We start from the raw sequence: 14,036 nt of genomic DNA, 5'->3' as shown, positions 1-14,036 counted from the left end.
CAGCGCTACGCCCCGCTAACGCCCGGCGGGCTGCACCAGACCTTCCACCGCAGCAACGTCCGGCTTGGCATCGCGCAGGATGGCATCACGCACCTCGGCGCGCGCCTGCTGGCGCAGCGCCTGGGCGGCTTCTTCCATCAGCTGGGCGCGCACCTCTTCAAAAGGCACCCGCCCCGCCTGCCGGCGCTGCTCCAGCCGCAGGATGTGCACCCCAAACGAGGTGCGCACCGGCTCAGACAAATCGCCTGGCTGCTGCAGGGCAAAGGCCGCTTGCTCGAACTCCGGCACCATGCGTCCGCGGCCAAAAAATCCCAAGTCGCCGCCATTGGCGGCGGAGCCGGGGTCGCGCGAGTGCTCGCGCGCCAGCGCGACGAAGTCTGCGCCGGCGCGCAGCTGATCCAGCAGCTGACGCGCGCGGACTTCGGCGTCGTCACCCTGCAGCAGGATGTGGCGCACGCGCACCTGCTCCGGCACGGTAAAGCGCTGCGGCTGAGCGGTATAGATGGCGCGGGCGTAATCTTCCAACGCCTGGGCGTTGGCAGCAGAGCGCCCGTCCAGCCGCGCCAACCAGGCGTCGGACAAAGCACGTTCGCGGGCCAGCTGCACCTGGCGCTGCACAAGCGGGTCATCCATGAGGCCTTCGGTTTCAGCGCGGCGGGCCAGGACCCGGCGCACCAGCAGCGCTTCGGCTTGCGCGCCGATGGCACGCGCCGATGCTTGGGCCGCCTGGGCTTGCGCGGTCGGCAGGCGCGCCCATTCGGCTTGGAGGTCAGCAGCTTCCACCACTGCCTGCGGATGGGTTAACAGGGCTTGCGCCGCGGCGCTGCCCGCCAGCCCCCAAGCGGCCAGCGCAAGCACGCATCGGCGTGCGTAGCGACAATGAAAACGACCATAGCTTGCCATAGCTGCCGATGATAGCGCGGCAGCAACCCGGCCACCCGCGCTGAAAAAGAAAAACGGGGCAACCTGCGTTGCCCCGCTTCGCGAATCAACCGGCGGCGGCATCCAAGCCGCCGCGCCAGACGGACTTACTTGTTGCTGTAGTTGTACTTGTGCGGCCAGGTGAAGCCGTAGTTGACGCTGCCGTTGCGGGCGCGCAGGTGGGCGTTGCCGATGATAGGCAGGCCGGTCACACCAGGGACCCGATCACCAGTATCAAGCGCGGTGTTGAACTCGATCCAGCCATCGATCAGCGAGCCGAGGTTGATGTCGTTGCGGGCCAGTTTGCCGTTGAGGGCCGACGGATCCGCCGCACCGCCCTGGCCGTTGATGGAGGTCACGGCAACCTCACCGCAGATGTCGAACCGCGTCGGCGTGCCCGGGGAGATGACCGCACCGCTGGGCGACAACGTCGCTTCCTCACGGTCGTAGGCGGTGAAGCTCAGCAGGCTGCTGCCGGTCGGGCGACGCACGCACAGCACGCGGTTGCTCAGCGCGGTGTTGTTGGAGGTGTAAACCCCCGACGAAGTGGCGTAAACAGCGGTAGCCGTCGAGCCGTAGTTAACCGCCGCGTAGTAGCGACGCACCGGCTGGCTGAAGACCAGATCGGTCTTGGCGTCGATGGTGCTGTCGGTCACGAACTCGTTGGCCACCACCGTCTTGGCCAGCGCGGCAGCGACCAGGTTGCGGTAGGAAGCCGCAGCCGCGTAGCTATTGAGGTTAGACACAGAAAGAGCTGTAGACGTCAAGTAAGCCGTCGACAGATCCGGAAAGTCGTAGTAGGCCGCGCCAACGACACCCTTTTCGAACAGCGGATCCGCCGACCAGTTGGACGCCGTGGTGGAGGATACCCCCGAACCGCTCTGCGGGAAGAACACGAAGTTGGCGGTCGTGGCGGCACCACCATTACGGGCCTCCAGCGCGGTCGCGGAACCCGACCATGCGGCGGTGGTCTGCTGGTTGATGATGATCCAGTCACCCGACAGACCGGTGGACGGGAACGACAGGCCGTAAGAGGTCATTTGCCCGGAACCGTCCACGCTGTTGATATTCGCCACCGCATCACCCGAAAGCTGGGTCACGACCGCCGCATTGCAGTTCGTCGGTTTGCCGTTGCTGCCGTGCTTGATGGCCGTCCACAGCGAGGTCGAAGCCGTGTTTTTGGGGATGTCGGCCATGTTGATGATCTCAACGTAGCCTTCGCGGGTCTGCTCTTCCAGCGAGACGGTGCTGTTCGGATCCAGACGACCGGTGATGAACGAACCGTTCACATTGGCCGGCAGCGTGCAGGAGCTGTCAGGCGTGAACAGCTGGGCACGCCCATCGGCCCCCTGGGTCACAGCCGCCACCCACACATCGCCCGGCGACATCAGCAGCGTGAAGTCGTACACGTCGTCGGAGTTGGCCGCGCCGCGGAAGCGCACCTTCACCGCCTTGCCGTTGAGTTGGTCGTGGTTGACGATGTTGATCAGGGTGGCGTTGTTGCCCTGCACCGTGTAGTACGGGAAGATGAGCTTGTGGCCGATGCCGTTGGGATTGACGACAATCTGGGTTGCATTACCTTGAACGATGGCCGCATGCACGCCAGCGGCCATCAGAGCGGCCACGCCCAGGGCGATGGATGACTTTTTCATGGAACCTCCAGTGTAGGTTGATTCGCGAAGTGCAAGAGAACAACTCGCGCCACCTACTTTAGCACAGTCAAGACGCTAAGCCCGCACCCGAATGCGACGGCGCCCCGATTGTTGCGCCGTCGCAACGGCGGATACGCGGCTCAGAGCTCTTCCAGCATCCACCACTGGCCTTGCTCGCGCACCCAAATCTGTTCGACAAAACCGGTAAGGGGCTGGCGCAGACCGCGCGGCAGCGGCAGGCGCGGCTGGCTGGTGAGCTCCAGCCGCACGGTGCAGCGCTGCGGCTCGGGCTGCCCCGGCTCGGGCGGGCACTGCACCTCATGCACGCGGGCTTGCAGCCACTGCACCGGCACGGCCTGCAGCCGGGTGGCGTAGGCTTCGGGCGTGACGAGCTGGCGGTAGCTGGGCACCGCCAAAGCGTAGGCCGCGGCGGCGTCGCCGCGCACAATGGCGTCGGCGCGGGCTTGGGCGCGCTGGCGCACGGCGGCTTGTGCCGCGGCGTCCGGATCGGTGGGCGGCGGCGCGGCGCAGCCCACCAGGGCCAGCAGCAGCGCGGGAATCAGCCAGGCCCGGCGCCACGCACGGCACAGCACCGGGTGAGCAGGCGGGTCGGTTGAAAAGGCGGCGTTGAAGCTCATCTTGGCAGTGTTCCTCCTTCTGGTTTTTGCGCTCAAGGCGTTGAAGGCGAGATGGGTGGTTTAGCGCCGCACCGGCTCTGGCGGGGCCAGCGGCGCTTCAACCGGCAGCCCCGGCACCGGCGGCAGCTCGGTGTAGGGTCGGGCTTGCAGCAGCGTGGCCATGCGCTGGCGCGCCTCGCGCGCGGCTTCGGCGGCGGCTTCGGCGCTGCGCAGCACGCGGGGGGTGATCAGCACCAGCAGCTCGGTGCGGTTGGCGCTGCGATTCTGGGCGCCAAAGAGCCAGCCCAGCAACGGGATGTCCTTGGCTACCGGCAAGCCGGCGGAGCCTGCGGTGTTGTTGTCGCGGATGAGGCCGCCCAGCACCAAGGTTTCGCCGCTGCGCACCGCCACGCGGCTGCCGATCTGACGCTGCAAAAAGGCGCGCTGGCCGGTGGCGCTGTCAATGGCGCCCACATCGGTGACGGCCTGTTGCAGCTGCAACGTGACGGTTTCACCCGCGTTGACCGACGGTGTGACGGTCAACGCCACGCCGGTGTCTTTGTAAGTGATGGAGGTGGTGACGTTGCCACCCGTGGTGACGGTTTCGGCAGTGCGGACTGGCTGCTGGTTGCCGACCACGATGCTGGCGGTGTGGTTGTCTAGCACCATCAGGCTGGGGCTGGAAATCACCTTGATGAGGGATTTTTCGGCCAAGGCATTGAGCACCGCGCGGATGTTGCCGCTGGCGCCGCGCAAGGTGTAAGTGAAGGCGCCTTGCGCGCCACCCAGGTTGGCCAGGGCGTCCAAGACGCCGGAGCCGGTGTTGCTGCCGTGGCGGTCGGTGAAAAACCATTGAATGCCGTATTTGAGGTCGTCCACCAGCTGCACTTCGACGATGGTGGCCTCAATGAGCACCTGGGTAGGGGCCACATCCAGCCGCTTGAGCGCTTGCTCGACCTGGCGGTATTGGCCGGGGGTACCCCAGACCAGGATGGCGTTGTTGTATTGGTCGGCCATGATGCGCAGCCCGCCAGCCAGCGTCACCGCGGGGGCGGCGGAGGGCTGCGCGGCCTGACCGGCGTTGCTGGGCAGGGTCGCCAGGCTGGCGCCGCCGGACGGCAAGCTCGTCACCGTTTGGGCCACCGCCCCAGGCGCCACCCCACTGGAGGGCGGCGCCGACGGCTGACCGCTGCCGAACAGCCCGGCCAAAACGTCGGCCAAGTGGCGCGCGTTGCCGTTTTGCACCCGATAGACAAACAGCTGCTGGTCGTTGCCGCCAAGCCCAGGCTGGTCGAGCTTGGCGATCCATTCCCGCGCCAAGTCGAGGTATTCGGCGCGCGGGGTAACGATGACCACGGCGTTGGAGCGCTCCAGCGGCAAAACACGGATGGCGCCCAGCACCGGCAACGGGATGAGCGCTGAGCCTTCGGCCAACGCGGAGGGCGCAGGCTGCGAAGCCGGGTTCACCCCCCCCTGCCCGCCGGCGGTCGGCGGGGTGGCGGGCCGCGGCGCCGTAAGCTGCGCGGCGGGATTGGCCAGCGCACGCAAGGCGCTGTCCACGTCACGAGCACTGATGTGCTGCAACGCAAACACGCCCACCGACATGCCCGCCAGCAAGTTGACGTCAAAGGTTTGGATCAGGTCCAGCCAGCCATCGATCTGGGCACGCGCGCCAGTCAGCACCAGCAGGTTGCGCAAGGCGTCCACTCGCACGATGGAACCTTCCGGCGCGAAGGGGCGCAAAATGGAGGCCATTTCGGCCGCACCGATGTAGCGCAGCGGCACCACGAGCACCCCTTGCCCAGCGGGCAGCGGCATGTTGGGCGACTCCAGTACCGCCACACCCGGCACGATGCCGCGCAGCTGCTCGGGCTTGCCAATGTGGTAGGTGCCTGTGGCGTCGCGCACGAGCTGGTAACCGTTGGCTTGCAGGGCTGCTTCCAACAAAGTCAGGGCCCGCTCCGGCGGGATCGGCTGGGGCGAGGCGAGCGTGACCGTGCCGTTAAGCGGCGGGTGAATAACGTAATTGACGCGCATCAGCTCGCGCAGGATGGCGTGCGCCACATCGCCCAGCGGGGCGGACTCAAAGCGCAGCGTGGTGTTGGCCGCCGCCGCAGGCTGGGCCCGGTTAGGGGCCACCACCTTGTCATTGCCCCGCAGCACGCGCTCGCGGGCGCTGGACTCGTCGCTGCCAGCCAACGAGACAGCGGGTTGCGCGGACGTTGTCGCCGTGGATGGCGCTGGGGACTGCGCCGTGTCGTTGCCGACAGTCTGCGCGGACTCTTGCAGCGATGGCTCGCTGGCTGACGCGCCCGAAACTGAGGCCGGCGATGCTGGCGCCACGTGGGCGCAGCCCGCCAGCGCCACGGCCAGCGCCACAGCCAGCGCCGTGGGGCGCAAAGCAGCAAAAACGGGGCGGTGTTGCATCGGCATGCTTGGTTCCATCGATTTTTAGGGCCTGTCGGGGCGCGACGACGCGGGTGCCTGCGATCCGCCACGGCGGCGTTGCTCGATTTGTTGTTGCGCCCGCTGCAAAGCGGCTTCCGGGTCGTCGGCAGGCACGGTGCTGAGCTGTGGGGGCACGGCCGGCGGCGGCGTGCCTTTGCCAAGATTGCCGGGCGTAATGCTGTAACGGCGTCGTTGCCCATCGTGCTCAAACAGCGCGGCTTCCGGTTCGACGCTTTTGAGCACCCAGTCACCCAGGCGCGCGCCCACGCCCAAGCGCTGCACCGCGCCACTGCCCAACCGGATGAGAATGATAGGCCGCTCGCCCCCCATCACCCCTAGCAAGACGGCTCCCTCTAGTGGATCAGGTGGCTTGGGCGGCGGTGGTGGGGGCGGTGGCGGCACTGGCCGGCGGTTCGGGGTGAACAGCGGTCTTTCGGACAGGCTGGGCAGGGGCTGCACGGCTGGCGCGGGCGCCGGCGGGATTTCCGGCAACGCCGGCGCGACCGGGGCCGGCGCCGACCAGCGCGGCGTGTGCAGCTGCACGGTTTGCCACGGCCGCCAACCAAGGGCGGCCCAAGACGCGCGCTGCTGCCATACGCGCCAGTCGGCGTGGTCGGCAGGCACCCCCGGGGGACGCAACCACAAAGCCGCCAGCGCGGCGGCAGCCACCAGCCCCCCGGCCACGGCGGCGCGCAACGAGGTGAGCAGGACGGGCGGTCGGTTGATCATGGCAGCCGCTGCTGATAGACCGCCAGTTGCATCTGCACTTTCAGGCGGGGATTGCTGTTGGGTGCCACCGGGCCGGTGGTGCGGGCGCTGAAACGCACGACGTGCATCGGTGGTTGCTGAGATCGCAACTGCGCCAGCACGCGGCCCACGGCGTTGAGCTCCGCGTCGGCGATCACGGTCATGCTAAGCAGCCGCAGAGGCCCAAGATCTTGTGGCGCCAAGGCTTGGCTGCTTTCGATGGCCAAGCCGTTTTGCTCCATGATGTTGCGAGCGCGCTGCAGCCAATCGTTGGTCAGCGCCTGCGGGTCGCCGTCGGCAGGCAGCACGCGCAAGGTCAGCGCTTCAGCCGCCTGCGCGGCGCGGGCGGCGAGGGCGTCTTGCTGCTCCACGACGCCCGCTAGGCGGGCGTATCGCGGGGCAAGGTCGTCCAAGTTACGCTGCGCAAAGCGGTGCTTGCCCGCCACATACCAAGCCACCCCCGCCGGCGGCAGACCCAGCAAGGCCACCCACAGCAAACCCCAAGCCGACCGGCGAGCGAATGCGCGCCAGACCGTGGCGTCGCGGATCCATTGGGCTTTCATGGCTGAGTCAGAACGGGGGTGGCTGCAAAGCGCAGCTCGAATTGAAAGGATTCTTTACCGGTTGCCGCAGATCGGGTCGCGGCGCGCGTGGCCGTGATCTGCGCCAACCCAGGCTGGTTCGACCACGCCTGCTGCAACGCCACCGCGTTGGGGGTAAAGCCCGAGACGCGCAACACCTCGCCATCCAGCTCCAGCTCGGTGATGTAGGTGTCGTCGCCACTGCGCTCGTGGAGCCAGTTCAGCACCGCCACCGGGTCGGGTCGGCTGGCCACTTGCTGATCGTAGGCTTGCACCGCCTCCAGCGCGGTGGTGAGTGCCAGCCGCGCCGCTAAAGCAGGCTCGGCACGCGCGGCTAGGTCATTCCAGAGCGCTTGGGCGTCGTGAGCACGCTGACGCAGCTGCCAGCTGGGGGTCAAAGCCGCTGCCGCTGTAAGGCTTAAGGCCAGCAACCACGCCAAGCCAGTTAGAACCATCCAGCGACGCCGCCAACGCTGCAAGGCCGCCCAGCCCGAGCCAGGGACGAATTGATAACGATCGGCATCCGCGGGATTGGGCACCAGCCACACCACCCGCTGCCCCATCGAAGCCAGGGCGCTGCGCTGCAGCAAGGAGCGCGACAGCCAAACGCCGTGGATTTTTTGGCCCTGTGCTTGGGGTTCGGCACGCCAAATAAAAAGGGTGTCGTCTGCCGCATAAGGACTTTCAGATCGGGCACGCCAAAGCGCCGCCGCGGCGGTGGCCTTCTCGTCGGCCGGTGGCTGCCACCACGTGCGCCGCAGCACCAACTCTTCGGGCACGACCACGGCTGGCCAGCGACGCACCCCTAGCCAAGCCCAACCGCGCGCGCGCCAGCCCGAAAGCGGACGCCCCTCTTCGTCGAGCAGCCGCGGTGCCTGTCCAGGCTCAGCGGCGTCAAGCCGTAACACCAACGGCGGTTGGAGAAAGCGCCGCAGCCCTGCCGCGAACTGGGCCCCTAAGCGGGCCAGCACTCGCAGAAGCGGCGAGCGTTGCCACCAATCGCGAGGCAAAGAGGATTCGGCGGGAGATGCTAGCGTTTTCATCCAGGGCTGGCCACGTTTCGGACGGTTTGACGCAGGATCTTCCAAGACAGCCGGTCGGAACCGCCGAACGCACGAGCCAGCAGCCACCTCAAGCGCAAGACTGGGCCGCTGGCGTGACTGACCTCGGCTTCTAAGATGACGCGGTCGGTTCCGGGCAAACCGCGCCAGGCAGCAGGTATGACGCTCCAATCGGGCTGCCCAACCTGAGCGCGCGCCGCCAGCCAAGATTCGGCCCGGGCCGCATCGCCACCGGCCAGCACCCATAGCACAGCCGGTCGAGCCGCCCATGGATCCACCGTGGGCTGGTTGCTGTCAACCGTCAGCGTTGATTCTACCCGCAGCCATAAATCGAAGGGCAAGCCGGGATAGGCCAGCAAATCGGAAACCGACTGGTAAGGGCTGAGTCCTTCTTGGCTGTTGCCAGACGCGGCGCGACGTCGTTCCCGCTCATCCACAATGGCGTCAGCCCAGCGGCGGGCCTGCAGTTCATCCAGCCCGCCCGCGTAACGAAAGGCGGCTGCAATCAAATCCCGCGGAGCGTGGTTGAGATCAATGGCGTCAGCTGCCGAGTGCATGCGCACGATGACCCGCGCGTCAGGCCATACCAGGCGCCAGATGCGCACAGGAGGCTCAGGCCAAGCCGCATCCAAAACCCCGGAGGCCATGAGATGCACCAAAGCCGCTTGAGCCTGCGCCTGAGCTCGCACCCCGTCGGCTTGGCTCTGACGGCGTTGGGTTTCCAGTTGCAGTTGCTGGGCCAGGATCAAGGCGACGGAGGCCAGCGCCGCCAGCACCCATAACACGGCCACCAAGGCCATGCCTGCTCGGCGTTCAGTCAACCTGGCCTCCTCCGATGACCGCCCGCTGCAGCCGCGCTGCCGAAGGAGGTGTGGGTCTGACGGCGATCATGATGGGCGGCCAGGGGCCCAAGGCATCAGCCAGCTCGATCCGGATCCATTGCGGAACGTCACGCACCCACTCCGGCCAGTCGGGCCGCCACGCATCGTCCCAAGGCATGTTCACGGACCACCCCGCCGGGCGCTCGGAACGCACCTGGATGCGCAAAGCCTGCACTTCCGCAGCCAAAGTTTCAGCTTGGGCACTGTCCCAAGAGTCAAATTTGACTCCCTGATTGACTTCAGCCCGAGGCCGATGGCGCAGCACCAAGTGGCGCACCCCAGCGCGAACGGAATCCTGTTCAAGCGCCAAGCGAAACTCTGCGGGTCCTCCCATCCCTGGGCGGGGCGGCATGACGCCGACCCACTCTATGGCGTCATCCTTGAGTGAGAAACGAATGCGGCGCTGCGGCCAACCGGGGGCGTCACGCGCTGGCTCAAGGGTTTCCCGCACTGGCTCGCCAAGCAACTGTTGCAAGACTCTGGAAGTGGTCTCCATCGCTTGCAGCCGTGCCTGTCGGGCTGCGAGCCGAGTCTGCGCCTGGCCGATTGTGTGCATCGAGCCAGCCAGACCCAGCGCGACCATAGATAGCATCACCAGCGTCACCAACGCCTCGACCAAGGTGAAGCCCTTGGGTCGGCGCGGACCCTTGGAGCGCAGGGGCAACGGCATCGACTGGCTACTCGTCATGAACCAGGAACGTTTGGAACCAGGCGCCACGTCACCACGCTGATGCTGCGCTGCTGTTGCTGCCAATGGACGGTGTAGCGCAGCGCGACCGGACGCACCGCTTGCCCCTCAGCGGTCGCCCAAGTCAAACCTTGCGGCGCGATCACGGTGATTTCGGGAGCCGGCTCATCCTCCAGGGGTTCAATCAACCATTGAAAATCGCCACTTTGACCAGTCTGTGGCAGCGGCGAGGGTGCTCGCTCCGCGGGTACCTGCAGCAGGCCCTCCATCAGCATCCAAGCCTGTTGGCGCTGTTGCAGCTCGTGGGTTTTGGCCGCGCTATCCCCGATGCTGCGGTAGGTGGCAGCCACACCCATGCCGACGATCACCATAGCCACCAGCATTTCAAGCAAAGACAAACCGCCAACGCGGCGCCCTGTCACCGACACCGAGATACCCCCACGACGCCGTAACAAAATCGAACCCTCACTCGTCAACTGGGTATGCGTCAACCCGGCCTGTGAGCCAATCTACTCTCAGTGCCGTGCCACTTTGCGACGGACGCAGGATCCGGATGGTACCCCCTGTAGCCCCCCCATCAGGCATAAATAAAATTCCTTGCCATGGCTCGGGCACTGCGCCTGCAGCCACCGTCAACTGCAACTGAAGCGCAGAAGGCCAACTTCCCCTCCAGTCCGCCTTTGACTGACCTGAGACCCAGAAACCATAACGTCGCTGCTGCATGTCAAACACATATGCGACTGGTAAAGCCTGCTGGAAGGCCAGATGGCGGGCCTGCAGCAACCCCTGATGGATGTGGTGAACCGCTTCGCGGTAGGCTTGGCCTTCTTGCCACCGACTCCACGCTGCCAGGGTCAGTGTGGCCACCAACGCCATCAGAGTCAACACGACCAGAAGCTCGATGAGCGTAAAGCCCACCAAGTTGGGCCGGCCCCGCAATGGTCGCCCCCGCAAAGCGCGACTCACCATGATTGCAGCCAAACCGTCAGGGTTTGTTGCGTATATCGGCGTTTTCCCCTTCGCCGCCCGGCGCACCGTCGGCCCCATAAGAGATGATTTCTACCCGCCCATCGCGCAGAGTGTAATGATAAGGATTACCCCAGGGATCGACAGGAAGATCACCTTTCAAATACGGCCCATTCCAGCCTTTAACGCCCGCGGGCGCCTTAATAAGAGCCTGAAGACCTTCTTCCGTAGTTGGGTAACGACCGACATCAAGCCTGAAAAGATCAAGAGCTTTCTCCAAATCAGCAATCTGCACCGCAACCGTCTTGCTTTTTGCCCCACCTAATTGATCAAGAATGCGCGGCCCGACCAAACCGGCCAACAATGTCAAAATCACAAGCACCACCAATAGCTCGACCAGCGTAAAACCCACAATAACGCGAATAGAGCTCCGCTCTCGATTCAATCGATCAAGCTTCATCTCCACCCCACCATTGAACTTTTGCAGAAACATCATCCTGCTCACCCCAATCAACACCAAAATTACACTTAGACCGCCGCCAAATCATTGACCGCAAGAATTCCCATCAAAATAGACAGAATGATACCTGCGATCAATGCACCCAAAACAAGAATGAGCGCCGGCTCCAACAACGCCAATAACCGCTGTAAACGCTGCTGTACCTCACGCTCAATGATCGAGGCCGCTTCGCTCCACATTGGACCGAGACGACCAGTTTCTTCCCCCACTTTAACAAGGTTAACCACCAACGGCTCAAAAAAAACTTGCCGCTGCATTACATCCGCCAGCCGCCGCCCATTTTTAACTTCAACCGCAATATCTTCAATATACTTCTTAAATTCTGGCAACACAAAAGTATCGCCGGCAATTTTCAAGGCCGTGACCAACCCAACGCCATTGTTAAGCATCGCACCCAACGTTCGCACAAAAACCGCCTGTTGATAACGCGTCAGCAGTGAGCCCACCACCGGCCAGCGATGCAAAGCCTGCACCACCCGTCGACGAACGGATTGCTGCCTCGCCAGAATAAGAATGAAAAGCAGCACGCAGACGATGCTCACTGTCGTGAGCCAAGGATTACGAGTTAAAGCGTCGCTCACGCTCATCACCCATTGCGTTGCAAGGGGCAAGCGGTCTCCCAAATCACCGAATAGCCCGCGGAACTGAGGCACCACATAAACCAGCATAACGACAAGCGAAATCACGCTGATTGCGGCCAAAATAACCGGATAAGTCGCCGCAGTCCAGGCTTTCTCACGCAGCTCGCGCACCCGCTCTTGGTGCTCACGGATGCGTTCCAACGCTTCAGCCAGTTGACCCGTCGCTTCTCCAGCGCGAACCAAATTTATAAAAAACTCACCAAATAATTCTGGATGGCGAGCCAAAGCCCTGCTCAAAGGCTGACCGGCCTTGATATCCGACAGCAACATCTCGGTAGCGGACTGCAACGGCGCTGCAGGCGCCATTAACGCAAGCAAACGAAGACAACGATCCAGCGGTAGCCCCGCCCGCAACATGGTGGACAGTTCGGAAGTCCATGTGGAAAGGTCACGCGCGCGGACGCGTCGGTGAGTAACCCGCCATCGTGTCCAAGATGCCGCAGGCGGCAAATCCTCGACTACGCCCACTGCTTCAGCAGGTTGCAGCTCCAACGGGGTCAAACCTTGAGTCCGCAGTTGCCGTGCAGCAGCGGCAAGACCATAGGCTTGAATTTTTCCCGTTTGCACCCCCCCACGGGCATCGATTGCCCGATAGATAAATTCAGACATCGCCCGCGTCCTCTGTCAAACGCAACACCTCCTCCAGCGTCGTGACACCCCGAAGAGCCTTGCGCAAACCATCTTCGCGCAAAGTACGCATGCCCTGACGGCAAGCCAGGGCCTGCAAGGACGCGGCGTCGGCCCCCTCGATCACGGCACGTTGCAATACAGTGTCCATAATCAAAAGCTCATGCACCGCCGTACGACCCCAATATCCCGTTCCGCGACAATGAGGACATCCAACAGCCCGATACAATTGGGGACACTGAGGGCCATCAACCTGCACGCCCAACTGCCGGAAAATCTCCGGCTGCGGCTCATAAGGCTGGCGACAATGTTGGCAGAGGCGCCGAACCAACCTCTGCGCCAAAACACCTGTTACGCTGGAGGTAATCAAATAGCGCTCCACCCCCATATCTTGCAGCCGAACAAGGGCGCCGGCAGCGGTGTTGGTGTGCAAGGTTGACAACACCAGATGCCCCGTTAGGGCAGCCTGAACAGCAATCTGCGCGGTTTCGGTATCACGCATTTCCCCAATCATGATGATATCGGGATCTTGCCGTAAAATCGAACGAAGCAGTCGAGCGAAAGTCAGACCAATCGCCGTGTGAACTTGGATTTGATTGATACCCGGAAGCTGATATTCAACCGGATCCTCTACAGTTATAATCTTATGCGCATCTGCGTCGAGCTTAGCCAAGGCGGAATAAAGAGTTGTCGTTTTACCTGAACCTGTTGGCCCCGTAACCAGAAGAATGCCGTGCGGACGAGCGATGAGTGAGCGAAATGTTTTAAGGGTGTCCGGCTCAAAACCCATTTCTTCGAGCTCAAAGCGCACACTGGAACGGTCCAATACCCGCAAAACCACGCTTTCGCCATGCACTGTTGGCACCGCAGAAACCCGCAAATCGAGCTCCCGACCTTTGACCCTTGAGCGTATCCTTCCATCTTGCGGCAAACGTCTTTCCGCAATATCTAAATGGGCCATAAGTTTAACCCTGGATACGATGGCCGCCGCCATGCCAGCCGATATCGTTTCATGGGTCGCGATCTCACCGTCGATACGGTAACGCACGTGCAAACCGTCTTCGAAAGGCTCCAGATGGATATCCGAAGCTCGCAACTCAACCACCCGAGCTATTATTTGGTTGACACGCCGAATCACCGGAGCTTCACTGGCCAAATCGCGCAAATACTCGATAAATTCATTGCCTTCTTCGCGCTCCCCATCTGCACCATCGGGGGCAGAACCCTCTCCTTCCTGACCCGCCCCTTGAAAGGCCTTCTCTAATTCGCTTTCAGATACTAAACAAAGTTTAGGAGTGCAACCCGTAATAATTTCCACAGCTCGGGCAACAAACGGATCGTGCGGAAACGCCACCGCTATTGTAACCACACCATCGTTCATGGCTATTGGATAGGCCAAATTGGTGCGCCAAAAATCTGCTTCAAAACCTGGTACATCAACCGGAAAAAGCGGCAGGTCATCAGCACAGATCAAAGGAAGCTGAAATTGCTCAGCCACCATTTGTAATACATCTTGCTCAGACACCAACCCAAGCCGCACCAGCAACTGCCCCAACAAAATACCAGGGGATTCATGTTGCGCCAACAGTGCGCGCTCAAGATCGCGACTTTTGAGCTTTCCAGCCTGCACGAGCATTTGCCCTAATAGCAGACGCTGACTCGGTCGAGATCCATGGGCAAGCTTCG

The 14,036-nt window shown here is 63.3% G+C and carries 14 protein-coding genes; all 14 read right to left on the bottom strand.

What is annotated here, in order from left to right; all coding sequences use genetic code 11:
• Positions 1–15: 15 nt before the first annotated feature.
• A complete protein-coding gene (locus tag Talka_RS05510) occupies positions 16–858 on the bottom strand; it encodes a peptidylprolyl isomerase (RefSeq protein WP_185970069.1) in 843 nt (280 codons plus the stop codon).
• A gap of 170 nt (positions 859–1,028) precedes the next feature.
• Positions 1,029–2,573, bottom strand: a complete 1,545-nt coding sequence (locus Talka_RS05505) for a hypothetical protein (RefSeq protein WP_143890119.1) — start codon at positions 2,571–2,573, stop codon at positions 1,029–1,031.
• Positions 2,574–2,713: 140 nt separating this feature from the next.
• Entirely contained in the window at positions 2,714–3,211 is a 498-nt protein-coding gene (locus tag Talka_RS05500) for a hypothetical protein (RefSeq protein ID WP_143890118.1), read from the bottom strand.
• A gap of 60 nt (positions 3,212–3,271) precedes the next feature.
• Positions 3,272–5,623 carry a type II secretion system secretin GspD gene (gspD, locus tag Talka_RS05495; RefSeq protein WP_185970068.1) on the bottom strand — a complete coding sequence of 784 codons (2,352 nt, stop codon included), beginning with the start codon at positions 5,621–5,623 and terminating at the stop codon, positions 3,272–3,274.
• An 18-nt stretch (positions 5,624–5,641) separates the two neighbouring features.
• Entirely contained in the window at positions 5,642–5,980 is a 339-nt protein-coding gene (locus Talka_RS05490; protein WP_143890116.1) for a hypothetical protein, read from the bottom strand.
• Positions 5,981–6,363: 383 nt separating this feature from the next.
• A complete protein-coding gene (gspM, locus tag Talka_RS05485) occupies positions 6,364–6,948 on the bottom strand; it encodes a type II secretion system protein GspM (protein WP_143890115.1) in 585 nt (194 codons plus the stop codon).
• A complete protein-coding gene (locus Talka_RS05480) occupies positions 6,945–7,877 on the bottom strand; it encodes a hypothetical protein (RefSeq protein WP_143890114.1) in 933 nt (310 codons plus the stop codon). The genes gspM and Talka_RS05480 overlap by 4 nt, the downstream gene beginning before the upstream one ends.
• 128 nt (positions 7,878–8,005) lie before the next feature.
• A complete protein-coding gene (locus tag Talka_RS05475) occupies positions 8,006–8,827 on the bottom strand; it encodes a hypothetical protein (RefSeq protein WP_143890113.1) in 822 nt (273 codons plus the stop codon).
• 13 nt (positions 8,828–8,840) lie between these two features.
• A complete protein-coding gene (locus Talka_RS05470) occupies positions 8,841–9,578 on the bottom strand; it encodes a prepilin-type N-terminal cleavage/methylation domain-containing protein (RefSeq protein ID WP_281289644.1) in 738 nt (245 codons plus the stop codon).
• Positions 9,579–9,592: 14 nt separating this feature from the next.
• Complete coding sequence (locus Talka_RS05465; RefSeq protein WP_281289646.1) at positions 9,593–10,018, bottom strand: type IV pilus modification PilV family protein; 426 nt, start codon at positions 10,016–10,018, stop codon at positions 9,593–9,595.
• A gap of 43 nt (positions 10,019–10,061) precedes the next feature.
• On the bottom strand, positions 10,062–10,565 hold the full coding sequence (locus tag Talka_RS12285; RefSeq protein WP_425472640.1) for a prepilin-type N-terminal cleavage/methylation domain-containing protein: 504 nt from the start codon (positions 10,563–10,565) through the stop codon (positions 10,062–10,064).
• 16 nt (positions 10,566–10,581) lie between these two features.
• The gene (gspG, locus tag Talka_RS05455) at positions 10,582–11,022 is read right to left on the bottom strand and encodes a type II secretion system major pseudopilin GspG (RefSeq protein ID WP_143890178.1); all 441 of its coding nucleotides are present in this window, start codon (positions 11,020–11,022) and stop codon (positions 10,582–10,584) included.
• A 68-nt stretch (positions 11,023–11,090) separates the two neighbouring features.
• Positions 11,091–12,332: a type II secretion system F family protein gene (locus Talka_RS05450; protein ID WP_143890109.1), complete on the bottom strand. Its 1,242-nt coding sequence runs from the start codon at positions 12,330–12,332 to the stop codon at positions 11,091–11,093.
• Positions 12,325–13,986 carry a GspE/PulE family protein gene (locus tag Talka_RS05445; protein WP_246100592.1) on the bottom strand — a complete coding sequence of 554 codons (1,662 nt, stop codon included), beginning with the start codon at positions 13,984–13,986 and terminating at the stop codon, positions 12,325–12,327. Before Talka_RS05445 ends, Talka_RS05450 begins: the two co-directional genes overlap by 8 nt.
• Between the last annotated feature and the right edge of the window lie 50 nt (positions 13,987–14,036).

Source organism: Tepidimonas alkaliphilus (assembly GCF_007556595.1).
GTDB classification, from domain to species: Bacteria; Pseudomonadota; Gammaproteobacteria; order Burkholderiales; family Burkholderiaceae_C; genus Tepidimonas; species Tepidimonas alkaliphila.
This window is presented reverse-complemented; position numbering and strand designations above follow the sequence as displayed.